Annotated in this window: 17 protein-coding genes, 1 riboswitch and 2 other annotated features; of the genes, 2 read left to right on the top strand and 15 right to left on the bottom strand. The window is 38.4% G+C overall.

The features are described 5' to 3' along the window. Positions 1–53: 53 nt before the first annotated feature. The 7 genes from nhaC to mgtA all read right to left on the bottom strand — a co-directional run bounded on the left by nhaC (position 54) and on the right by mgtA (position 9,799). On the bottom strand, positions 54–1,472 hold the full coding sequence (gene nhaC, locus A5816_RS00870; protein WP_086310491.1) for a Na+/H+ antiporter NhaC: 1,419 nt from the start codon (positions 1,470–1,472) through the stop codon (positions 54–56). A gap of 403 nt (positions 1,473–1,875) precedes the next feature. After that, the gene (locus A5816_RS00865; protein WP_086310490.1) at positions 1,876–3,099 is read right to left on the bottom strand and encodes a M20 family metallopeptidase; all 1,224 of its coding nucleotides are present in this window, start codon (positions 3,097–3,099) and stop codon (positions 1,876–1,878) included. A gap of 32 nt (positions 3,100–3,131) precedes the next feature. After that, a complete protein-coding gene (locus tag A5816_RS00860) occupies positions 3,132–3,971 on the bottom strand; it encodes a MetQ/NlpA family ABC transporter substrate-binding protein (RefSeq protein ID WP_086310489.1) in 840 nt (279 codons plus the stop codon). A 16-nt stretch (positions 3,972–3,987) separates the two neighbouring features. After that, positions 3,988–4,668: a methionine ABC transporter permease gene (locus A5816_RS00855; protein WP_002374019.1), complete on the bottom strand. Its 681-nt coding sequence runs from the start codon at positions 4,666–4,668 to the stop codon at positions 3,988–3,990. Position 4,669: 1 nt separating this feature from the next. After that, the gene (locus A5816_RS00850) at positions 4,670–5,743 is read right to left on the bottom strand and encodes a methionine ABC transporter ATP-binding protein (protein WP_086310488.1); all 1,074 of its coding nucleotides are present in this window, start codon (positions 5,741–5,743) and stop codon (positions 4,670–4,672) included. A 59-nt stretch (positions 5,744–5,802) separates the two neighbouring features. Next, positions 5,803–6,041, bottom strand: a binding site (T-box leader). A gap of 41 nt (positions 6,042–6,082) precedes the next feature. After that, positions 6,083–6,316, bottom strand: a binding site (T-box leader). Positions 6,317–6,392: 76 nt separating this feature from the next. Further along, positions 6,393–7,064 (bottom strand): HAD family phosphatase, encoded by a 672-nt coding sequence (locus tag A5816_RS00840; RefSeq protein ID WP_086310487.1) that lies wholly within the window; start codon positions 7,062–7,064, stop codon positions 6,393–6,395. An 86-nt stretch (positions 7,065–7,150) separates the two neighbouring features. Continuing rightward, complete coding sequence (mgtA, locus tag A5816_RS00835) at positions 7,151–9,799, bottom strand: magnesium-translocating P-type ATPase (RefSeq protein WP_002374024.1); 2,649 nt, start codon at positions 9,797–9,799, stop codon at positions 7,151–7,153. 342 nt (positions 9,800–10,141) lie between these two features. Further along, positions 10,142–10,316, bottom strand: a riboswitch (M-box (ykoK) riboswitch). Between the two features lie 172 nt (positions 10,317–10,488). On the opposite strand from mgtA, the gene ndk reads away from it, so the two are divergent. Beyond that, on the top strand, positions 10,489–10,926 hold the full coding sequence (ndk, locus tag A5816_RS00830; RefSeq protein ID WP_002308328.1) for a nucleoside-diphosphate kinase: 438 nt from the start codon (positions 10,489–10,491) through the stop codon (positions 10,924–10,926). A gap of 21 nt (positions 10,927–10,947) precedes the next feature. On the opposite strand, the gene A5816_RS00825 is transcribed toward ndk, so the two are convergent. From A5816_RS00825 to A5816_RS00795, 7 genes are all read right to left on the bottom strand, one after another. Beyond that, the gene (locus A5816_RS00825; RefSeq protein ID WP_086310486.1) at positions 10,948–11,814 is read right to left on the bottom strand and encodes an Rgg/GadR/MutR family transcriptional regulator; all 867 of its coding nucleotides are present in this window, start codon (positions 11,812–11,814) and stop codon (positions 10,948–10,950) included. Between the two features lie 217 nt (positions 11,815–12,031). Next, a complete protein-coding gene (locus A5816_RS00820) occupies positions 12,032–14,125 on the bottom strand; it encodes an LTA synthase family protein (RefSeq protein WP_086310485.1) in 2,094 nt (697 codons plus the stop codon). 311 nt (positions 14,126–14,436) lie between these two features. Further along, positions 14,437–15,060, bottom strand: coding sequence for a hypothetical protein (locus A5816_RS00815; protein WP_086310484.1), 624 nt, complete (start codon positions 15,058–15,060; stop codon positions 14,437–14,439). A gap of 159 nt (positions 15,061–15,219) precedes the next feature. Next, complete coding sequence (locus A5816_RS00810) at positions 15,220–16,617, bottom strand: glycoside hydrolase family 1 protein (protein ID WP_002373680.1); 1,398 nt, start codon at positions 16,615–16,617, stop codon at positions 15,220–15,222. A 21-nt stretch (positions 16,618–16,638) separates the two neighbouring features. Continuing rightward, positions 16,639–17,610, bottom strand: coding sequence for a LacI family DNA-binding transcriptional regulator (locus tag A5816_RS00805; RefSeq protein ID WP_086310483.1), 972 nt, complete (start codon positions 17,608–17,610; stop codon positions 16,639–16,641). Between the two features lie 6 nt (positions 17,611–17,616). Then, entirely contained in the window at positions 17,617–19,917 is a 2,301-nt protein-coding gene (locus A5816_RS00800; RefSeq protein WP_086310482.1) for a glycoside hydrolase family 3 N-terminal domain-containing protein, read from the bottom strand. 1 nt (position 19,918) lies between these two features. After that, a complete protein-coding gene (locus A5816_RS00795) occupies positions 19,919–21,244 on the bottom strand; it encodes a PTS sugar transporter subunit IIC (protein WP_086310481.1) in 1,326 nt (441 codons plus the stop codon). A 230-nt stretch (positions 21,245–21,474) separates the two neighbouring features. Between A5816_RS00795 and A5816_RS00790 the strand changes: the two genes are divergently transcribed. Continuing rightward, complete coding sequence (locus A5816_RS00790) at positions 21,475–21,900, top strand: hypothetical protein (RefSeq protein WP_002373688.1); 426 nt, start codon at positions 21,475–21,477, stop codon at positions 21,898–21,900. A 487-nt stretch (positions 21,901–22,387) separates the two neighbouring features. Here the strand turns inward: A5816_RS00790 and A5816_RS00785 are convergent, their stop codons facing one another. After that, positions 22,388–23,089 carry a deoxynucleoside kinase gene (locus A5816_RS00785; protein ID WP_002293604.1) on the bottom strand — a complete coding sequence of 234 codons (702 nt, stop codon included), beginning with the start codon at positions 23,087–23,089 and terminating at the stop codon, positions 22,388–22,390. Positions 23,090–23,093 lie beyond the last annotated feature (4 nt).

Below are 23,093 nucleotides of genomic sequence, written 5' to 3'. Positions count from 1 at the left end.
GCTATTGAAAAAAGGAGCTGCGACAAAAATTGTTGCAGTTCCTTTTTACGTTTTTATTGTTCTAATTGCGCTGTCTTGCTTACTGCTTCTTGCGGTTTCACAAATTTCTTTGAGATCCCCCAGCCTGTAAAGGCACTGACCATCGAAAACACAGGTGAAAGCAAACTGAAAAACACGAATGGCAAGTAAGTGAGTGTAGGAATGCCAAATGTACTTGCTACGAAACTTCCGGCGATCCCCCAAGGCACTAAGTAGTTGATTACTGTTCCACCATCTTCTAGTGTTCTCCCTAATACAGTTGGATCAAAGCCTGCTTTTTCGTAAGTTTCTTTAAATGCATTACCAGGCAGGATAACAGATAGAAATTGTTCTCCAATAAAGATATTTACTCCGATGCTTGTCATCAATGTTGTAAAAATCAATTTTGGAGTGTTCGTCATCTTTCTTGATACTCGTTCCATAACGGTTGAAATCAACCCAAATTCGATCAACAAACCACCTAATGACAATGTTAGAATAATCAATGACACAGTTGGCATCATACTTTCGATTCCTCCACGGCTAAGTAGTGAATCGATTTGTTGGTTTCCAGTATTTGAAACAAATCCAGATTCGATGACCCCTGCCAACTTCGTTAAGGAAGTTTGTGGGTTTTGAATAAAGATCATTCCTACTGCTACAGCGATATTCAACAAAATCGTCAAAATTGCCGGCACCTTTTTCCATGCACACAAGAGCATTAAAAATAGAGGAATCAGTGACCAGATTGAAATAGTAAAGTTTACTTCTAGAATATCGGTCACTTCACGAATAGATGAAAGACTTGCGGCTTTACTTGTGTGTCCTAAAATCATGAATAAAAAGAAAGAAACAACAAATGCCGGAACAGTCGACCACATCATATGCTTGATGTGTTTGAACAAATCGGCATCAACAATAGCTGCTGCTAAATTTGTTGATTCGGATAATGGAGACATCTTGTCTCCAAAAACGGCACCTGAAACAATGGCTCCAACTACAAGGGCTGGATTTAGTCCTAGTGTTGTCCCAATACCAAAAAATGCAATCCCAATCGTTGACATAACCGTAAAGGCACTCCCTACAGCGCTACCTACGATTGCACAAACAACAAATACAGAAGGGACGAACCACTGGACACTGATCAATTTAAATCCAATGACCATGAGGGTTGGAATAATTCCTGCTTGTATCCATACAGCAATCAATGAACCGACTAAAATAAAAATAAAGATTGGAATGATCCCCGGTTTGATGCCATTGATGATCCCTTCGTGCAGCCAATCTGTCGGGTATTTTTTTATCACTGCGTACAACATGACCATTCCGATAGCTGCTAAAATCGTGATATTAGGTGAAACCTTTAATCCGACTACGCCAATCGCAATGCCTAAAACAATGACCATTAATACAAGTGTTGCTTCTAAAAAACTTGGTGTTCCTTTTTTTTCCATGATAATCTCTCCTTTTTTAGTTGTTCTTATGTTCTAAAAAAGTTAAGATATCGGATTACTCCGCCACAATTCATCCGCGATTCCTCCTTTATAAAAATAAAAAGACCTGCTTTCAACTAAGGACGAATGACTCCGCGGTACCACCTTAATTAAAAACAGATCTGTTTTTCACTTTCAAACGATTATTCAAATGTATGGACTTTCCATGTAATTCGTCAATTAGGCTTGATCGGTTCGCAGCGACCACCGACTTTCTGAACAAAACACCTAACCGCTACTGCGTGAAAAGTTGACTTGTATGAAGTTTACCTTCCATAAGATTATTTGTCAATGAAAAAGAAAATATTTTTTCATTTTTCTGAAAATTATTTTTATAACTTTCACTCACAACTTTATCTTTTTACTAGAAAGTAGCGCCCTCTTGTTTTTTTCTTGCTACTATTTCTTGATGTTCTTGTTTGATTTTTTCTAATAGCTTGGGTTCTCTCAATAAATCTAGAGCTGTATTGGCAAGTAATTCCGCTGCAATCGCAATAGAAGCAAGTCCTTTTTCACTTTTAGCAGCAGCTTTGAATTCTTCTGTATGTCCGGCAATGTATGTCTCAGAGATTGCTACAGTAGGTTGTATCGTTGGAATGACTTGGCTGACATTTCCTACATCAGAAGAACCTAGACTTGTTCTTTGTTCCGTTTCTATTTCTTCATCAGGCACACCTGCTTCTTTTGCATGTTGGAAGAATAAGTTATCGAAAGAAGGCGTGACGATGACATCATCGACTGCATTTTGGAACAATCCAAACTCAAAAGTCGTACCCGTGCTTAATGCAGCGCCTCGTACGATATTTTCCACTTTTTCATATACTTTGTCTAATGTTTGTCGATTTCCTGCACGTAAATAGAAACGTCCAGCAGCGTAGTCTGGTATGACGTTGGCCGCCACGCCTCCATCTGTAATGATTCCATGGATATTAACATCTTTTGGCAATTGCAAGCGTAAAGCGTTGATTCCGTTAAACACTTGGATCAAGGCTTCCAAAGCATTTACTCCTTTTTCAGGTGCTGCTGCTGCATGAGAAGCGACACCGTAAAATTTGATATCGACTGGATCATTTGCTAAAGATTCTGTCGTTTTCCCATAACGAAAAGCTGGATGGACACATAATGCTGCATCGACATCCTCAAAAAACCCTTCCCGAACGAAGCTGCCCTTAGCTGATCCATTTTCGCCTCCTTCTTCCCCCGGAGTACCATACACACGGATTTCTCCGCCAATCTCATCAATGAATTGTTTCACTATGCTGGCTGCTAATACGGAGTAAGTACCAAATAAATTATGTCCGCATGCATGACCAATACCTGGTAAAGCATCAAATTCTGCCAAAAAGGCAATTGTCGGACCTGGTTTATTGGAAATATAACGTGCATCAAAACCTGTTCGGTGCCCAGCTACTTCTTTTTCTACCCAGAACCCTTCTTTTTCCAATTGTTTGATTAAAGCTGCTGAGGAATAAAATTCATAATTACTTACTTCAGGATGGTCGTGGATAGCTAGTGCAAGTGCTTGATATTCTGGTAAACGGTATTGGATCAAATCCTTCAATTGATTTGTTGAGAGTGTTGTTGTCATAAAAATTTCCTCCTATGCTAGTCGTTTTTTTCTTATTTTCTCCCGAATGTTTCCCACGCAGGTACACTTGAACCTTTTGATGTTTTTTCGATTACTTTGGCTGTTTCTTCTGTTTGATAGGCATCTACTATTTTTTGATACGTTTTATTGTCTTCATCTTCTTTTCTTGCAACGATGATATTGACATAAGGACGTGCATGGTTATCAACTGGTTCTAAGAAGATTGCATCAGAAGTGGGATTAAATCCAGCATCTACAGCTACACCGCTATTGATGACTGAAATATCTACATCTGACAAAGCACGTGCTGTTTGGGAAGCATCTAATTCAGAAATGTCTAGATTTTTTTTATTCTCGGTAATATCAGAAACAGTTGGCGCTTGGCCTTTTGCCTTGTCCACTTTGATCAATCCAGCAGTTTGCAATAACAGAAGAGCTCTGCCGCCATTCGTGACATCATTAGGAATTGCAACTTTCGCTCCATCTTTGATATCAGCCACATCTTTTAACGTATTGGAATAAATTCCCAACGGTGCATTAACCGTATTCCCAATCGATACTAAATCAGTTCCGTGTTCTTCATTGTAATTGTCTAAAAAGAATTGATGTTGGAAGGAATTCAAATCGATCGATCCATCTGCTAAAGCCGCATTTGGCTGATTGTAATCTGTAAATTTCACATATTCCAAATGGATGTTTTCCTTTTTCAAACGGTCTTTCACATCGTCCCATACATCTGTATCTTCCCCAATGATCCCTAGTTTTACGGTAGTTTCTTTTTTGTCAGTTGTAGCTGCTTTTCCTTGGCTGCACCCTGCCAACCAAATAATTGCTACAAATGTAATGACTACAAAACGAATAATTTTTTTCATTTTTTCTCCTCCACTTTCAATGTGTGATTTTTTTAATCAGTTGATTACTGATAAATTGACTCAAAAAAACTAAGACCAGAATCAATAATGTAGCGACAATCGTTACATCTGTTTGGAATCGATTATATCCTCTCGATATAGCAAGATTCCCTAATCCTCCGGCACCTACTGCTCCGGCCATGGTAGTCAGTCCGATCACATTGATAATCGTCAACGCTGAGACCCGAATGATACCAGGTAACCCTTCTAACAAATAAACACGTAAAATGATGCCGATTGGGCTCGTGCCCATCGCTTCTGCTGCTTCGATCACCCCAGGATCAACTTCTAGCAGTGCATTCTCGATTTGACGGGCAAAAAACGGGACAACGCCAAAAATCAAAGGGACTAAAGCTGCTTTGGCACCAATCGTCGTTCCAACTAAGAAACGAGTAGTCAAAGCTAAAAGGGAAAGCAAGATAATAAAAGGGATGGAACGAATGATATTGATCAACTTATCAAGTATTTCGAACAACAGCCTGTTAGCTAGTAATCCATTTGGACGCGTCACTACTAACGTCACACCTAAGATGATTCCGATAATCCCACCAATGAATGCCGTCCAAAAAGACATATATAGTGTTTGCTTTGTCGCTTCGATGAATTCATCCGGAATCAAATAGACATTCGGCAAATATGTTTTAACAAATTCAGTCATTTTAGCTTCCTCCTTCGATGACTTTGATACGGTTATCTAATTCATTTTTTTGTAAAATAGTTATTTTTACACCAGATTTGATCAAATAATCCAATGCTTTTTGCCGCTGTTTGGTTTCTCCAGCTAAAGTAACGATCAAACTTCCTAAGGGTGTTTCTTGTAATAGCTCTACATTACCGTATAAGATATTCGCTGTTACTTGGTACTTGCCGTAAAGATGAGCGATTAGAGGTTCGTTCGTCTGGTTGCCGATATAACTTAATTCCACCAACCATTTATTTGCAATCTGATCGGCAAAAGCAGCATGGGCACTGATTGTTTCCAATGCTTGGTCAAGGTGTGTCGCTGTCCGAATAAAATCTTTAGTCAATTCTTCTTCAGGATGACTGAAAATCTGGATGCTGCTACCTTTTTCAATGATTTTCCCCGCTTCCATAACCGCTACCTTGTTGCAGATTTCTTTGACAACTTGCATCTCATGAGTGATCAGGACGATCGTTAGACCTAGTTGACGATTTAATTTTTTTAACAGTGCAAGGATCTGAAGGGTCGTTTTCGGATCAAGTGCACTAGTTGCTTCATCGCATAACAACACTTTAGGTTCATTTGCCAGAGCTCGCGCGATTGCCACTCGTTGTTTTTGTCCCCCCGACAATTGTTTAGGATACGCAGATGCTTTTTCTTCCAGACCGACAAGTTCCAGTAGTTCATTCACTTTTTGACGACGTTCCTGTTTTGATTTTCCAGAATACTTTAGAGAAAAATCTACGTTGTCAAAAATCGTTCGGCTTTCCATTAGATTGAAATGCTGAAAGATCATACCGATGGCCTTTCTTTCTTTTCGTAATTCTTTTGGAGAGAGCTGGCTTAAATTCGTCTGATTGACGATGACTTCTCCTGCTGTTGGTTTCTGCAACAAATTCATCACGCGGACTAACGTACTCTTTCCTGCACCTGAGTAACCGACGATCCCATAAACATCCCCTTTTTCAATCGTTAAATCTACAGAATCTACTGCCTGTATCTCTTTTTCTTTTTGTTTGAAACATACAGAAACATCTCGCAATTCAATCATTAACATTCCTCCTTGTCTATAAAAAAAGCATCCTCAAGAAAATGAAAAATAGTCATTTTCTTGAGGACGCCTTTTTGCGTGTTACCACCTCATGTTCAAGCTGTGTTCACACACAACTCCTCTTCAAGTACCATCATACTCTAGCAAGATATCGGTCGCAGCCGTCATCGCCTTACATCTATGCTCGGGATGAATTGCTCGATGGCCATTTTCCAATAGTCGTTCCTTGCTTCTTCTCAGCTACCGAAGCTCTCTGTCAAAGGTTCTTCTATCGTACTTACCATTTCAATGCAAATAATATTCAAAAAAAAATCCTTTTACTAACATAAACTATGTCAGTAAAAGGACGACGTATCGTGGTACCACCTTTTTTCGGAAGTTTCCTTCCCTCAAGCCCAACATCTCAAAAAGAGAGATTGGCGTTCGTTTTAACGGTCGAACATTTCCGAATTTGCCTACTTATCGACAAATTATTCTCCAAGGCCATTTTCAGCTTTTCTTACTTGACTCTTCTCACCAGCCAGAGCCTCTCTGCAAAGTTTCCAAACTTACTTTCCTTCTCAACGAAATCAATATTTTGTTGTTGGGATTAATCTACAGGAGGAAAACTGAAAAGTCAAGCATGAAATTCAAATTATTTTTTCTATATTTATTTTTCTGTTTTTTTATCTAACATTTCAATAACAGTTCGAAGATCTTTCCCTTCCGCAAGAAGGTTCAATTTTTCCTTCTCTTCGACGCTATAATTTCGAACAAAACTGGAATCGGGTATCAAAACAACGCCTAGTCCTGCACGTGAAGCGGCTGTCGCTCCTACTAAAGAATCTTCCACTGCAAAAGCTGAAGGAGCTTCTAATCCTGTTCGCTCCAAAGCTGTCAGATAAGGGACTGGTGAAGGCTTGTTCTCCGATACTTCATCTCCGAACGTAAACGTATCAAAGTAATCGGCTAATTGAAAGTGATCCAAGATATCTGTTGCTCTTTTCGTAACAGTTGTCGTAGCAATCCCTAGTTTCATATGACGTTCTTTTAAGTCTGTCAATATTTCTTTTGCGTAGGGTTTCAATTGGATAGCTCCACTTGTCAGCTGTTGATAAAAATATTCTTCACGCTTTGCTCGGACTTCCTGCACTTTTTCAGGACTGCCTGCTGCCTGCACTAAAATATCAAAACTTTGTTTCCAGTTTTTTCCGCCCCAAGCATCAACGATTCCTTTCGGGATATGAATATCAAATTGCTGGAATCCCCAAAGCCAACCATCCCGATACGTTCTTTCCGTATCCACTAACAAACCATCTAAATCAAATATTGCACCTTTCATCTATACATTAATCCTTTCCAAAACAATACACCTAGTTTAGCATGACTGATCCAAAATGAACAGAAGCATAGAGCCAGCCGTATCACTTATAAGAGCTCTTGGAATCGGCGGATATAGATTTTCTTCACAGCTGTCACAAGCGCCAGATAAGCGACGACTGTTACAAGCAGCCATAACCAGTAATTTCCAGGGAGCGGCATCAAGCCTAACTCAGCACCAAATCCTGTGAATGGAAGGACTGAACCAACAATGATTCCTAATGTAGTGATAACTAGCATGGCAAATGTTGCATTGCTTTGGATAAATGGTATTTTCGGTGTACGCAATGCATGGAGCACTAATGTTTGTGTCCACAGGGATTCGACGAACCATCCTGCATGGAATAATGCGATAAAAATCACTTGTTGTGAGCTATCCAATGTATGGAAACTTCCACCAACTACAGCAGGACAAATAACAAAATACATCAACAAGTAAGTAGTGATATCAAAAATCGAACTTGTTGGACCAAAATAAACCATGAATTTTCCAATACTAGATGCATTCCATTTCTTTGGCTCATCCAAATATTCTTTATCCATCCGATCCCATGGTAAGGAAATGCAAGAAACGTCATAGATCAGATTCAAAAACAGAAGTTGCAAAGGCAACATTGGTAAAAATGGTAAGAACGTACTGGCAATCAGTACGGAAAACATATTGCCAAAATTAGAACTTGCTGTAGCCTTGATATATTTCATGATGTTTCCAAAAGTTTCTCGTCCAGAAAGAAGGCCTCTTTCCAAAATCGTCAAATCTTTTTCTAAAAGGATCACGTCTGCTGATTCTTTTGCGATATCCACAGCTGTATCCACGGAAATACCGATATCAGCCACTTTCATTGCTGGAGCATCATTGATACCATCTCCTAAAAATCCGACAGTATGACCATTTTTACGTAAAGCTGTCGTCAAACGTGCTTTTTGCTGAGGATTCAATTTTACGAATACTTCATGGTCTTCAGCTACTTGCGCTAATTCATGATCATTCATTTCTGAGATTTTCTCACCAGTAATCAATTCATTGATTTCTAGGCCTACTTGACGGCACACAGACCGTGTGACTAATTCATTGTCCCCAGTCAGAACTTTTACAGCTACACCATGTTCTTTTAAAGCTTTCAACGCTTGTTTTGTTGTTTCTTTTGGCGGATCAAGGAAAGCAAGATAACCAATCAGAACCATGTCTGACTCATCTTTGACTGAAAATTCTCCAACAACGCTTGGATTGGTCTTTTGTGCGACACCAATCACTCGCAAGCCGTCTTCATTAAGTGATTGTACTTTTGCAAGCACCGCTTCTTTTCGTTCTTTTGTTAATGGTGCGACAGTACCACCAAGATCAATAAATTTAGAAATGTTCAACATTTCTTCAATCGCGCCTTTTGTGATCATCTGTGTTTTGCCAGCTGGATCAGCGACCACAACACTCATACGGCGACGTTCAAAATCAAAAGGAATTTCATCTACTTTTTGATAATTGATCGTATCTGTATCTAAAGTTTCTGCTGCTTCATCAATGATAGCCACATCTAACAAATTTTTCAGCCCTGTTTGATAGTAGCTGTTTAGATAAGCATGGCGCAAAACACGATCATCTTCATTTCCTTCACAATCCATATGATATTCAAGAATGATTTTATCTTGTGTCAATGTCCCCGTTTTATCCGTACATAACACATCGATTGCACCAAAATTCTGGATAGCATTTAAATTTTTGATGACTGTTCCTTTTTTGGCCATCACACTTGCTCCTTTGACCAAATTCGTCGTAACGATCATTGGAAGCATTTCAGGCGTTAAACCAACTGCTACAGATAATCCAAAAAGAAAAGCTTCTAACCAATCTCCTTTTGTAAGCCCATTGATAACGATAACTGCTGGAGCCATCAATGACATAAATTTGATCAGCAGCATGGATGTTTTGTGGATGCCTAATTCAAAACTTGATTGGATGGGTTTTTCAGATAGCGTTTCTGCTACATGCCCAAATAGTGTTTCATTTCCGACAGAAACAATGATTCCTTCCGCGCTTCCACTGATGACATTGCTTCCCATAAAGACAAGATTTTCATAACTTGTTTCGCTTTGCTGATCGTCTTCACATACTTTCGCATGCTTTTCTACTGGATAGCTTTCCCCTGTCAGTGCTGCTTGGGAAATGAATAGATCCTTTGCGGACAATAAACGCATATCCGCTGGTATCATATCTCCTGCTGAAAGCCGAACAAGATCTCCGCAGACAATTTCTTCCATAGGAATCTCAGTATATTCGCCATTTCGTTTGACAGCTGCCGTTACTTTCACAAGTGATTTCAGTTTTTCAGCTGCTTGATTAGAACGCACAGACTGGATCAACGTCATCGTCCCACTGACGATAACCATAGTGAAGATAATGGCTACACCGAAGAGATCTTTATCTCCTGGAGCGGCTAATACGTATTCCGTAATGAATGAAATAATTCCTAATGCAATCAACACTAATGTAAAGGGTGTGATGTATGCTTTCAATATTTCTATAATGAATGGTGTTTTTTTGCCATATGAAATCGCATTTTCACCATAAGTTTCTCTTGAACGCTCGATTTGTTCTTCTGACAATCCATTTGCTGATGCATGGAACAATTCAAATAATTCTTGCTTCGTTTTTCCAGCAAAAGCTGCATAGATTTTTTGTGTATCTTTCTTTTTTTCCATCTCGATCTCTCCTTTGTGTCCAAAAGACAGCTGTTCTCGCTGTTTTTGGTCTTTTGCTATTTATCGGATCGATAGAGAAAATGCTGAAAGGGGCTGAGAACAGATAGATAATAGCCCTGGCCTTTCCTCTAAATCCTTGTTTTTCGAATGACTGTCATCCATTTGTTCTCATCTCCTTCACTAAGTAATTTTAATTCATGACTTCCAATCATTTTTCGAATAGTTATTTTCCCAACTCGCTCACCCCCCTTTTTGTTTTTTCACCGATGGGATTTACGGCAACAAAAAAACCTCTCGCCAAATACTCAGCGAAAGGTTTGAAAAAGCAAATCAAAAAAAGCTTCTCAGATCTCATCGTTGAGTTTTGACACTGTACAACGTAAAAAGCAGATATCTGCTTTTAGCTACCTTATGAAAAGCCTTATCTCGACAATTCCTGTTCTACCCATTGGCGTCTCTCGACGTTTTTGGGCAGTAGCCTATGTTTGTATAGGAGCCTCACCTAACAAATCCTATTCGGTTTTCCTTCGTTAATATAACAACTAAAAAAGAGGATGTCAAATTAATTTTCCATGTTTTTCATACTTTTTTAAAATACACGCGTTATATTTCCTGTCTCACGCAGTTTTATTTGTCTCATTTTCCACCTCCCGCTATAATAGAATTATAGTAGGAAACGAGGTGCTGTTATGGAACGAACACTTGTTATTATCAAGCCAGACGGCGTAAGACGCCATTTGGTCGGAAGCATCATCCAACGTTTTGAAGCAAAGGGACTGGCCATTGCTGAAATGAAATTTGCAACGATGACACCTGAACTAGCAAAAGAGCATTATCAGCACTTGACTGAACGCAGTTTTTTTGATGAGCTGATCGATTACATGACTTCTGGTCCGGTCGTTTATCTTGTGCTGGTCGGCGAGGAAGTGATTGATATCGTCCGTAAGATGGTCGGAGCAACAAAAGCGGCTGATGCCGTTCCAGGTACGATCCGAGGAGATTATGCACTGCCGGGAACTGAAAACATCATCCATGCTTCTGATTCCCGTGATGCTGCAACAAAAGAGATCGCCCGCTTTTTCCCACCATTCGATACAAACAAACCGTCTGAAAAAGCGGCGAAGTGATACAAATCCTAAACTGTTGGTCTAACTGCTGGGTTTAGCAATGGCCAGCAGTTTTTTCTCTAAAGAATTCCTTTGATTCTTCCCTAATGTATATTCGATCACTGCGAAAAACTCTTGGTAGTCTTCCGATTTTTCTTCCCCTAAAGCAGCGGAAATCAGTCGTTGATAATAATCCACCATCAATGTTTCATAAATCACTGTACTTCTTTCTTTATGCGCTAAACTCCGTTTCATATCTTCATTCACGCTACGTGCCTTTTTTAAGCGACCATTTTCTATATAAAACAAAGTCAAATTCGTCAAAAAAGTAAAAAGATACTGCTCGTGATTATTCAGTTGCGCGATTCGTCGCATTCTTTTTTTGATTTTCAAATAATTATTCTCAATAAACCGATCACTGAATATCCAAGGAAAATCAGCTAGAATAGATACTTCAAATTGCCCATACTCTGGTACTTGCATCAAATATTCTTCAATGATACGACATTCATAACGCAAAAATTCAAATTCCGTCTCAGATACTTCTGTTTTTTTGGACATGTGCAGATTCAAAACCAAATAGTACAGATCTTCTGTTTTCTTATAGTGCCTGCGGTTATTAGCAATTTCTTTGTAAGGATCAAAGCTGTCTTCTTGAATCCGATCTAGCATTCGTCTTTTTTTCTTTAATTTTTTTGGCTCATCAAGCTGATTTCGTATCCATTCATATTCGGCAAGTGTCATGTTCATTCGCTCTAAAAATGATTTCAATGTTCCAAATGATACTTTTTTCACTGAATTTGTCTCGATCCCGACTAGCGAAGTTTTAGAACAGATTCCTTCCGCTAATTGGGACTGCGTCAGCTTTTTGTTGACTCGAAGTTTCTTGATCAATTCTCCATCATACATAATAGTTCTCCTTTTTTAATTGAAATTAACCCTTGGCTTTTCCAGAATGCTTGCCAATAAGAGGAATGATTATTTCAATTTAAATTTTCCGCATTCAATAAATAGATACGTTAAAAAGAAAAATACACGAAAAAAATAAAAAAATGTTTTTCTCATAAAAAATACCAACCTTCAAGCATGAGACTGCTGTCTAATCCCTGAAGGTTGGTTTGATTGTTTATTGAGTATTTTTTTGCTGCTCCGCATGGGTTCCTGTTACTGGATATAGGTTAGTCGTTGTTTTATTGCCGTTTTTTGAAAAGACACTGGTCGAATGTTCACCTTTTTGCTTTTCGATTGCTTCATTACGTTCCGCTTCGTTTTTATAGTCATATTTTTTCGGATCAATCGTCTCAAATCCGTTTGGCACATAAAACCGCAAGAGATTTTCCTGATTCAGCTTATCTGAAAGACTTAACGCAGTCTTGACTTTTTCCTGATCTTTGGAGATTTCCTCGTCGATTCCTGCTGCTTTCGTATCGATGATTTCTCCTGTCTGATTATTGTAAGCTTTTCCTCCTAAGACGGTGTATTTGGGTGTCACAAAGTTCCCATTTCGAAAAGCAACTACTTGATCATGCTGAGAAGATAATAAGTCTGTACCAAAATGAAGATAATCTTTATCATCGATTCCCAATAGATGTAGTAATGTCGGCAAAACATCGATTTCTCCACCGTATTCATGATTGACTGTCCCTTTAGTATAACCAGGCATATGGATCATCAATGGCACTCGTTGCATCTGTGCGTTGTCAAATTCATCCCATGTATCTGGATCTTTACCAAGAGCACTTGCTAAATCTTTATTATCTGTATTCGAGATCCCAAAATGATCCCCGTAAATCACAAAGATTGAATTTTGGTAAATACCAGATTTTTTCAAATACGTAAAAAATTGTTCCAATGATTGATCCAGATAATGTGCCGTTCGAACATAATTATCTACTGTGCTATTGCCAGTATTCAAAGATGGAAAGTCGAAATTCTTGTCATCCGTATAATAAGGCGTGTGGTTGGTTACGGAAAGAAATTTCGTGTAAAACGGCTGTTGTAGATGCTCAAGATATTGGGCAGATTCTCTGAATAAATCTTTATCTAATATCCCATAACCTAACGTTTCGTCGGATTCATCAAAATAAGATCGATCAAAGAAATTGTCATACCCTAAATTTTTATATACATGATCTCTATTCCAGAAACTAGCTACATTTCCATGGAAAACAGCACTTGTGTAGCCTTGTGTTTGTCCAAGGATCGCTGGTGCTGCTTGAAAGACATTATCTGACCCAAGTTCTGTGAATAATGAGCCTTGAGGTAAACCAAATGTGCCAGTTTCCAGCATGTTTTCAGCATCACTTGTCTTTCCCTGTCCTACTTCATGAAAGAAATTGTCAAAGCTGATCGTTGCTTGATTCTGGAAAATACTATTTAAAAATGGCGTGACTTCTTGTCCGTCTACCTTCATATTGATCAAAAACTGTTGAAAACTTTCTAAATGAAGGACAATCACATTTTTTCCTTTAGCGAGCCCAAATGTTTCAGGATTTGGCTCTGCGTAATGCTTCTTTGTATAATCTAAAACTTCATCAATTCCATTACTGCTTGCATGTGCGCGAACACTGCTAGTCATTCCTGTTTTGATCCCGTCATAAATAGTGTACGCATCGATTCCTAGATATTTGACAATATAGGAACGGTCAAATGTCCGCTGCAGTAATTGTGGACGGTTGGCTTCGCTCAACGCTAGATTTCCTGAAAAAATCAATCCTGAAAGACAGGTAACAGCGATAGCCATCGGTTTGCTGACAGGGTTGCTTTTTATAGGCATTTTCTTGACCTTCAACCAAACCAGTAGCCCAATGAACACAGCGATATCCAGCCAGTAGATGACATCATGGGGCTTCATCAAAGAAAAGGAGCTTCCTGACAATCCTTGCGACACTTTCGAAAAGCCTAATACAGATTTGACTGTAATGAAATCTGTGAATTCCCGATAAAAAATAATATTCAAGTACAACAAAAGCGTATTTAAAATATCAATGATCAAAAGAATAGCTAACGCTGGCTTTGGCTTTTTAATATACAAAGAAAGGCCAAAAAACAATAAGGTAGTCGCAATTGGGTTGATCCACAAGATAAAGTACTGGATCGTACCTTCCACACCTAATGAAAAATCTGCATAGTAGGCAATGATCGTCTTCAGCCAGAAAAAGAAAACAGCTGTCAAAACGATTGCTAAACGATTTTGGCACAATTTTTTAAGTTGTGTCACGTATATCACTTCTCTCTATTCACATTTTTTCTTATTTTGCTCCTGAAAAATGAAAATTTCCTAAAAAAGTTGTTATCTTAAGATTTTTTTATTCTTTCTAAAGATTATTCCGTCCACTTTTCACAGCATAAAACCGCTGCGATGTAAGCGATTAAACTAATGAAGAGCTAAAAGTCTTGTGGTGACCGCTTCACTCCACGGTATTTAAAAGCCAGTTTCTCGGTATTCGTACAAAAAAAAGGCTGTGACAAAATTCTTGTCGCAGCTTCTTATTTCTTGAAGCTGACCACTTCTGTCACAACCTCTGTTTTTCATTGCCCATAAGTTTGATATTGTCCTTCTGATGACTCATTCGTAATGATTGAAGCTTGATTTTCTTCATTTCCCGTTATCGTTTGCCCACTGCCAGAATCTGAAGGACTTGTTCCTGTCGACTCGTTTTTTTGAGAAGAAGCAGTTGTTTTCTTGACTTGTTCATTGGTCTTTTTCCATTCCGCTAATCGATCGGCCACCACTTTTTTGTCCACTTTTTCAGAATAAGCTGTGACCACTTTTCCATTTTTCAAACGAGCTACCTTGTCGCCATCATGAGTCAAAAGCAAAACGGCCAAATGTTTGTCTTTGAATTGATATTGTCTGAGAGAAATCGCACTAAGTACGTCATCGATATTGATAAATTGATTTTCTTCTTTTCCTTTCGGCAAATAGATGTCCAATTCACCTTTTTCGTAATTGGCAGTTAATTTATATTCCTCCCACCAATAAGTTGAGAATTCTTTTTTGAAATTATCTACTGATTCTTTGCTTGCTACGATTTTTTCTGTTTCTTTCTGAGCAAGATCTGCTGTCATTTTTCCTGAAAATGCTGCGGATAAAATAAGCAGTAAGAAAAAACCGAATAACCAAAAGAGAAGAAACGGTCTTTTTTTCCTCATGCCTTCCTCCACTCCTATTTAATTTTGACTATTCTATTATATACAAAAAATGAAATAGAAAGACAAAAAAGTTGAAAAAGATCGTAAATAATTGAACTTCTTTTTCCTGAAGCGGTAAGAATAGGGACTTTTATACATTCTCTCTTGGCTATTCTTTCTTTAAGCTTCAAATCCATTTCTGTCCGATACATCTTTGAACCAATGACCCGATTTCTTGATCGTTCTTTTTCCATCTTGTGCTAAATCTACCGAAATAAAACCGTAACGATTCTTATAGGCATTGGTCCACGACCAGTTATCCATACATGTCCACATATGATAACCTAAACAATTGGCACCTTCTTGAATGGCTTGATGGACATATTTCAGATGAGATTGAACAAATTCGATCCGATAATCATCGTGGATCATACCATCTTCCTTGATAAATCGTGCTTCATTTTCTACACCCATGCCGTTTTCAGAAATAAAACAGTCGATATTCCCATAATGATCTCGTACATTGATCAAAATATCATAGATTCCTTTTTCATAGATCTCCCATCCGCGATAAGGATTCATTTTACGACCAGGCATTTCATAATTGTCGAAGTAATCCTCAGGCATAGGACCGTTTTTAGTATCGATTGGTGTTTCTTTTGCTTTTATTCGGCGTGGCTGGTAATAATTAATTCCCAAAAGATCTACTGTGTTTTCTTTAATGATCGTCAAATCATCTGGATGGATCTCCGGCATTAGATCGAGTTCTTTTATTTTCTCGATCAATTCACTTGGAAACTCACCTTTTACAGCTGGATCAAGGAATGAACGATTGAAGAACGCATCTGCTATTCGTGCTGCTTTAACATCTTCGGGATTTGATTCGTCTCTTGGATAACTCGGTGTCAAATTCAAGATGATTCCGATGACACCGTTTTGATCCATTTCATGGTAAGCTTTGATGGCTAACGCTGAAGCCAACGCTTCATGATAACCAACTTGGATTGCCTTTTTCATATCTGATTCTTCCGGATAATGCCATCGATACAAATAACCTGCCTCGACTGGAACGATCGGTTCATTATGGGTAAACCATTTTTTTACTTTCGAACCAAACAATTGAAAACAACTTTTTGCGTATTTTTCATAAGCTTCAACCGTTTCTCGGTTCAACCATCCGCCTTTTTCTTGCAGATACATCGGCATATCGAAATGATACAGATTAACAAAGGGTTCGATACCGTTTTCAATCAACTCATCAAAATAGCGATGATAGAAACGAACGGCTTCTTCGTTGATTGTTCCAGATTCATCAGGTATCAAACGGCTCCATTGGATAGAGGTTCGAAATGAATTATGCCCAGTCTGTTTCATCAACTGTACATCCTCTTGATACTTCGTATAAACTTGCGAGGTTTTTTCAGGTCCTACTTGATCAAAGAACTTTTGCGGTTCGTTTTTGTACCAATAATCAAAAATGTTCTCTCCTTTTCCATCGCCTGAAATTCTTCCTTCTGTTTGTGGACCACTTGCTGCAGAGCCCCACCAAAAATTTTCTGGAAATTGATATCTTTTCATCAAAGCACCTCTTTTTCTTTTTTAGTTGATTCCATGTATGATATTTTCCATCACAATCACTTTTTCATTTTCTTCCTCTTCTTTTTTGATTCGTTTCAACAGCTGCTCTGCTGCTCGTTCCCCGATTTTATCTGTTGGTGGCGTGATCGTGATTTTCGGAAGGATACTCAGATCGTTTTTATCTAAATAATCATAGTGACTGAACGCAATATCCTTCCCGATTCTGACACCTTCTTGATTGAAACATTCGATGGCACCAATCGACATATTGTAATTGCTGACAAAAATAGCAGTTGCCCCTTTTTCTAATAATGCTTTTGCCCCGTAATAGCCGCTTTTTCTAGAATAGTCTCCTGTAAAGATCTCTAAATGGATAGACGGATCCTTTTGTACCGCTTCTTTAGCTCCAGCTAAACGTTCTCTTGCTACGTAATCTGTTTGAGCGGCAGCAATAAATCCTATTGTTTTATGTCCTTGTTCGCCATGATGAGCAATCACTTTTGCTACACTTTCTCGATCATTCACTACTATTGTATCAATACCTGCTGGCCCATCCGGACAATTCAATGCGACAACTGGGATACTCATTTTTGTCAGCATTTCAAATCCAGACCACTCTTCTTCTGATAAGAAGACGATCAACCCATCGATTGCATGCTTCATCAGGTATTCAATTTTTTGTTCGTTTTTTTCTGGCTGATCGGCAAACCCGCTTAATAATAAGCTATACCCATTTTCTTCAGCTACTCTTTCGATCCCTGAAACAACCTCCGAACCAAAACGGCTAGATATCCCGTTTATCAAAAGTCCAATAGAGAAACTTCGATTATTCTTCAACCCTTTAGCAATGATGTTTTCTTTATAGTCCAACGCTGAAATCGCTTCTGCTATTTTTTCCATATTCTTTTCCTTCAGCTGCTGACCGTTTAAATAGCGGGAAACTGTTCCCACTGAAACACCAGCCATCTTAGCCACGTCACGGATCGATGCCATACATTTTCACTCCTGCCAGTTACATTTGATTTCTCTTTCTTGTTGTTCGACCATGATGACCGCTTTCTTTGCATAATGCCTTTTGTCATCAATATCCATATAACTAAAGTCTTCAGAAGTGAGTTCAAAAACAAGCAGTCTTTCCTCTTGAGATTGCAATTCATCTTTACGAAAAGCTTTCAATAATTTCGTTCTTTGGATGACAGCGCCGTCAATTAATCGGACATAGACAAGAGTACTTGTTTTACCTGAAACACTTCCTGTATTTTTAACTTTAATTGATATTATTACTTTGTCAATATCCGTTTTGACTTCCATCTGACTGTATTCAAATGTTGTATAGCTTAGACCATGTCCAAAAGGATAAAATGGACTGCCGCTTAAATCATAATAATTCTCTTGTTTAGAAGCAGCACGCTGATAGTAATAAACAGGTAGTTGCTGACTATTTCTAGGATAAGACAAACTCAATCGTCCGCTTGGGTTATTTCTTCCAGAAATCATCTGTGCAATGGCTTTTCCACCCTCCTGTCCAGGAAACCATGCTGTTGCAATGGCATTCGTAAATGACTCGATTTTCATCAAATCGTAGGGTCTTCCTTGCACAAGTATCATGATGATTGGCTTGCCTAGTTGATGCAATTGTTCGATCAGCTGTTCTTGGTATCCACCTAAAGAAAGAGAAGCAACATCTACATTTTCTCCAGAATCCATGTTGATCCCTTTCGATGAAACTGCCCCGTTACGAAGGAATTCCATATCAAAGTTCCGCGCACTTGATCCACCTAGAACTGCAATGATCACATCTGAGTTTTGAGCAAGGGTCACCGCTTCTAATAATTTTTCTTCCTGATCCTCCTGATTTCTTACTTCACATCCTTGTGCATAAGAAACCGTTGATTGTGGAAACTCTGTTTTTATTTCTTGTACTATCGTTTTTTTCAAACGGTCTTCTGTTTGTGGTGCAGAGTAGTCTCCCAACAAGTGGTATACATCGTGAGCATTTGGTCCTATAACAGCAATGTTTTTTACTTCTTGATCCAACGGCAATATACCGTCATTTTTTAGTAAAGTGATACTTTCTTTTGCTGTCTCTAAATTTAAGTGCTCTGATTCCTCCATGAGATGATCCCAATACTCCTTTGGATCGTTTGCAAACGGCTGTTCAAACAAACCCAATAAAAATTTGACAGATAAAACTCGGCGAACTGCTTGATCTAGTAGCTGTTCATCTACGACTTGATCATCAATGGCTTCTGCAATCTTGGTATAGGTCTCGTCCCACAAACTTAGATCGATTCCTGCCGCTAATGCATATGCTGCAGCAGTCTTTTTATCTGTAAAAACATCGGATAAACGATCCAAAGCAACACCGTCTGCCATAACGATCCCTTGATAACCGATTTTTTTTCTTAATATTTGCTCAAAAAGCGCTCGATTGATATGACAAGGTACCCCGTCGATATCATTATAAGCAGCCATGACACCTACTGCATTTCTTGTACTCTTCAATAATGGTCCGTAAATATCGGAAAACTCTCTGCGTCCAATCGTCACTGTGCCTGAATTATGACCGCCTAAAGCTTCTCCTTGTGCGATACAGTGCTTTAACACAACACCGATCTGCTCCTTCTTCTTATTGATTTCCTCTACTGTCTGATCAAGAAAAGAAACTTTTTCTGAAATAATCTCTCCTTGAAACCCTCGAACAACCGCTTCAGAAAAACGAGCTGAGAGAATCGGATCTTCCCCAAAACACTCTTCTGTCCTTCCCCAACGAGGATCTTTTGCCAGATCCAAAGTCGAAACCAGCGCTAAATGAACACCTTTAGCAGCCAGTTCTTTTGCCATCAATCGGCTCGTTTGTTCTAATAACGCTACATTGAAGGTATTTCCACGGCCGATATTCGTTGGATAAGAAATCCCATCCAAACCTTGATGACCATGTGGACATTCTTCCACAAGCAAAACAGGAATTTTCCATCGCGAATGCTGTAGTACATATTCTTGGAGTAGATTAGCCACCTTCCAGCTTTCTTTTGCAGGAATCCCATTCTTATAATCTGTCTTAGACCACGGATCAGAGCGAAACAGACCGTATAAGGCACCCAGACCGCCTCCCCATTTAACATGTTCTTTTAACTTTTCTGTTAATTCGATCTTGTCTCCATTTTTTTCATAACATTCCCAACCATACAAATGCTGGTTTACCTGTCCTACTTTTTCAGCAATATTCATCCGCGAAAGTAAATCTTCTACTCTTTGGCGGATGGTTAACTTTGGGTTTTGATACGGGTAATCGTACACCTTAATATCCTCCTTCTGCCAATTTTGCCTTATTAGCGGCTAATACAAATGGCAGGAATAAAAATACATCTAGAATGATAAGTATTACTGTTAAGACTGCTGCTCGTATATCGCCTCCTGTAGCAATAAAAGATTGTATAACCGGCGGAGTGATCCAAGGTGCAGCAGCAACTGTTTTACTGATGATTCCAAGACTTGTGGCTGCGTAGGCAATAATCAAGTTAATAGATGGTATAATAGCGCAAGGAATCATATATATTGGATTCATGACTACTGGCAATCCAAACATAATTGGTTCCGTAATATTAAATAAACAAGTAGTCAGACCAAATTTAGCGATCGATCGCTGTTCTTGACGTTTAGAAGCCCACAAGATAGCAATAACTAACGGTAAAATACACCCGCCACCTCCAATCAATCCAAATGCATTGGTAAAGGGCTCCGTAATAATATTAGGAATTTCTTTTCCTACTGAAAAAGCATCCATGTTTTCCTGAATAGACTGTAACAAAGGTGCTTGCCGTATAGGAGCCAAAATACTCGAACCATGCATCCCAAACACCCATAAGAAATCAGAGAAAAACTGTAAAAATAAGATGCCTGGGACGGATAAAACAAAAGCTTTCAATGGCGTCTGAATCGCTAATTCAATTAATTGCGGAACATTCAAACCAGTCGTATGGTTTAAAGTAAAAACGACAACTGAAAAAAATAAAATGACAACTATTTCTGGTACTAAAGAATTAAATGACGTGGCTACTGCCGGTGGAACTCCTTCTGGCATCTTGATTTTAAAACTCTTCATTTTCGCTAATTTGATAAATAATTCTGTACTGACAAGGGCAGCAATCATCGCCGTTGCTAAGCCAGACGAAGAAGTCAGACTTTGTAAGAAAACCCCTGTAGCTTCTGCTGTATTTCCGTCCAACAAAGTGACTGTACTTGATAAAGGCATCAAAATAAACATTACGGCTGTACTTAGAATTCCTGCATGAACAGGACTAAATGATGGATCATCAATCACGCCTATTTGGATATAATGGGTTGCCAAATTCCAGCCGATATTGTAACACACGATAATAGCTAAAATACTCATCGTACCATTATTCACGATTGAAGCAAGTTCAGCCAATGGACTTAGATCAAGTACTCTTTGGATTGTTGCATTTGAAAAAATCAGAGCATTCAGCAAAACCATGACAGAAGCAGCCATTACTAACGGCATAGTAACGATAAAACTGTCTCGAATGGCCAGCAAGTGCCGCTGGCTACTCATCTTAGATACGATTGGTAGCATTTTTTCAGATAGTCTGTCTACGACTTTCATTATTTCATCTCCTAGATTCTAAAATTGAACCGGTTCATTTTTAATATAGCATTTTTCTAAAAGATTGCAACACATTTTTTAAAAACGCTTTCTGAAAGTGGTGGATTTTTTATGACTTTTGAAAATTTATTCTATTTAATGGTATTTTGTGAATTTTTTCTCTTCCATCCGTTTGAAGTTTTACTTTCCAATGGTATAATTTCTTTATCCTATCAAATGGGGGAAGTATTTTGAAGAAATTAATCGTACTATTTATTTTGTCTGCGGGACTTTTGACATTGACTGGCTGTGATTTGTTTGGCGGCTCTGACCAATCCTCGGACGAAACAACCGATTCTTCTGTCTTAAAAGCGGAAAAAGCAGATATCACTAACAGTGTATATACGCTAAAAGTACGTAAAGATATGGATTTATCCGCGGGACAGTTGACATTTACAGATAAAAAAATGGAATGGACACGCACGTATCAGACACAAGGAACTGATTCTTCTGAATCATCTGAAGAAAAAACAGTGCTGACAGATATTAAGATCACTACCAAAGATGACGAATATATTATTTCAGGAAAAGAAAATAAAAAAGAAGCAACAGTCACATTTACCAAAATCGGTAATTACCGTTTGAAGGATGAGGATGGCAACATCTACAGTCTATAGTGCCATCTGTTGGATCTTCTTTTGTTTCTCCCCTTCTTTTCTGCTATAGTAAAGAAGCAAGATGACTGTAAAGGAGACGAAATGGATGATCGATAGTCCTGATTATTGTACATGTAATAACAACAAAAATATCCATACAGAATTTAATGATCAAGGAAGTTTGAGTATATGCGACAATTGCCACAAACTAGTCAAAGATTCTTTTAAATCGTTTGAATCTTATCCTGTCAAAAATTATGTAAAAAGCAAAAGAAGATAAGCAAAATCAAGCAAAACTCACTATGGCTGATTTTTATGAACTTCAAACTCAGCTTCTTCCTTTGATTAAGCTTCATCAGTAAAACAAACTGTGGATCATTTCAGTTCACGAATCAAAGAGTAACGTTTTATTTATTTCACATCTTTGAATATAAAATAACCAAACGATAGAAAGACTTATTCTACATCACGTAGTAATTTTTCTTTCCCGTCGTTTGGTTTTTTATTTTTAGCCTAATTCTTGACCTTTCGCATGCTGATTATCTGTAAAATATTTTCCAGCAGGCTTTCCTTCCAATTCAGCTAATTTTTCTTGGATCTGACGAATCACCTTTTTTGCATCTTCTGGATTTTCTACAAAATCGAATGTATCCCCATCCACTTGTATTTTAGGACATACATCAAAATCCTCATACCATTGATTATAGCGGGTGTTCAATGTTTCGTAATAGGTGTATAACGTTTCATCGCTTTCTAGTTGTTCATAGTCACGCCCGCGTTTTTTGATACGTTCTAGCATCGTGTCCAAAGAAACTTTGATATGGACCATCAAATCAGGCCGTTTTTTTGGAGCAACATCATCTAACTCGTTTAGCATCGTATCTAATAAGCTATCGTACTGCTGTACTTCGATATCCGTTACCCGACCTAAATCAGCATTTAGATGGAACAACAGACTATCTTCGTAGATGGAGCGGTCTAGCACATTGTCATCGTTCACTAAAGCATTTTTCATTGCTAAAAATCGCTTATTCAAAAAGAAGATTTGCAATAAAAATGCGTACTGCTCAGGATTTGAATAAAAAAGCGGCAATACTTCGTTATCCTCGACATTTTCATAAAATGGTTTAGAATCAATCTCTTTTGCAAGCATATCCGTCAAACTGCTCTTACCTGCACCAATCGTTCCTGAAATCAAAATCACTGACATACAA

The sequence above is a fragment of the Enterococcus sp. 3G1_DIV0629 genome, from assembly GCF_002141285.1.
Taxonomy (GTDB): domain Bacteria; phylum Bacillota; class Bacilli; order Lactobacillales; family Enterococcaceae; genus Enterococcus_B; species Enterococcus_B lactis.
This window is presented reverse-complemented; position numbering and strand designations above follow the sequence as displayed.

What these genes read in the sequence shown, in the direction of transcription:
- A5816_RS00860 (WP_086310489.1), bottom strand. Translation starts at nt 3,971, where the DNA reads ATGAAAAAAATTATTCGTTTTGTAGTCATTACATTTGTAGCAATTATT.
- A5816_RS00865 (WP_086310490.1), bottom strand. Translation starts at nt 3,099, where the DNA reads ATGACAACAACACTCTCAACAAATCAATTGAAGGATTTGATCCAATAC.
- nhaC (WP_086310491.1), bottom strand. Translation starts at nt 1,472, where the DNA reads ATGGAAAAAAAAGGAACACCAAGTTTTTTAGAAGCAACACTTGTATTA.
- A5816_RS00850 (WP_086310488.1), bottom strand. Translation starts at nt 5,743, where the DNA reads ATGATTGAATTGCGAGATGTTTCTGTATGTTTCAAACAAAAAGAAAAA.
- A5816_RS00825 (WP_086310486.1), bottom strand. Translation starts at nt 11,814, where the DNA reads ATGTATGATGGAGAATTGATCAAGAAACTTCGAGTCAACAAAAAGCTG.
- A5816_RS00805 (WP_086310483.1), bottom strand. Translation starts at nt 17,610, where the DNA reads ATGGCATCGATCCGTGACGTGGCTAAGATGGCTGGTGTTTCAGTGGGA.
- A5816_RS00810 (WP_002373680.1), bottom strand. Translation starts at nt 16,617, where the DNA reads ATGAAAAGATATCAATTTCCAGAAAATTTTTGGTGGGGCTCTGCAGCA.
- ndk (WP_002308328.1), top strand. Translation starts at nt 10,489, where the DNA reads ATGGAACGAACACTTGTTATTATCAAGCCAGACGGCGTAAGACGCCAT.
- mgtA (WP_002374024.1), bottom strand. Translation starts at nt 9,799, where the DNA reads ATGGAAAAAAAGAAAGATACACAAAAAATCTATGCAGCTTTTGCTGGA.
- A5816_RS00840 (WP_086310487.1), bottom strand. Translation starts at nt 7,064, where the DNA reads ATGAAAGGTGCAATATTTGATTTAGATGGTTTGTTAGTGGATACGGAA.
- A5816_RS00855 (WP_002374019.1), bottom strand. Translation starts at nt 4,668, where the DNA reads ATGACTGAATTTGTTAAAACATATTTGCCGAATGTCTATTTGATTCCG.
- A5816_RS00815 (WP_086310484.1), bottom strand. Translation starts at nt 15,060, where the DNA reads ATGAGGAAAAAAAGACCGTTTCTTCTCTTTTGGTTATTCGGTTTTTTC.
- A5816_RS00785 (WP_002293604.1), bottom strand. Translation starts at nt 23,089, where the DNA reads ATGTCAGTGATTTTGATTTCAGGAACGATTGGTGCAGGTAAGAGCAGT.
- A5816_RS00795 (WP_086310481.1), bottom strand. Translation starts at nt 21,244, where the DNA reads ATGAAAGTCGTAGACAGACTATCTGAAAAAATGCTACCAATCGTATCT.